The following is a 280-nucleotide window of genomic DNA, read 5'->3' on the forward strand; positions in this document are numbered from 1 at the left end:
CACTTCAAACGGCTGATCAAGAACTTGAAGCTGGAATCGCTCAGCAAATTGATTAGCAAAACTACGAGAAGTACTGCCGACACAATCAGAGCCTGACACCAACACACACATCATCATCAATGAGTCACATTCTGAGCTCACTTTTCTTTGTTTGATGGCCTTCTTAGCGAAATAATCAGCCGTATAAAGACGAGAACGACGCATTCTAAACGTGATGTGCTTTTCATCGTAATACTGCTCTTCGGTCACGACGCCATCAATTCTTGGGTGCCCTTTACGA

At 43.9% G+C, this 280-nt stretch carries 1 pseudogene; it reads right to left on the reverse strand.

The window, feature by feature from the left end:
- Positions 1-280, reverse strand: a pseudogene (locus tag AB4512_RS24665) (LysR family transcriptional regulator); the annotation flags it as partial.

This window comes from Vibrio sp. 10N.222.52.B7 (assembly GCF_041474275.1).
GTDB classification, from domain to species: domain Bacteria; phylum Pseudomonadota; class Gammaproteobacteria; order Enterobacterales; family Vibrionaceae; genus Vibrio; species Vibrio crassostreae_C.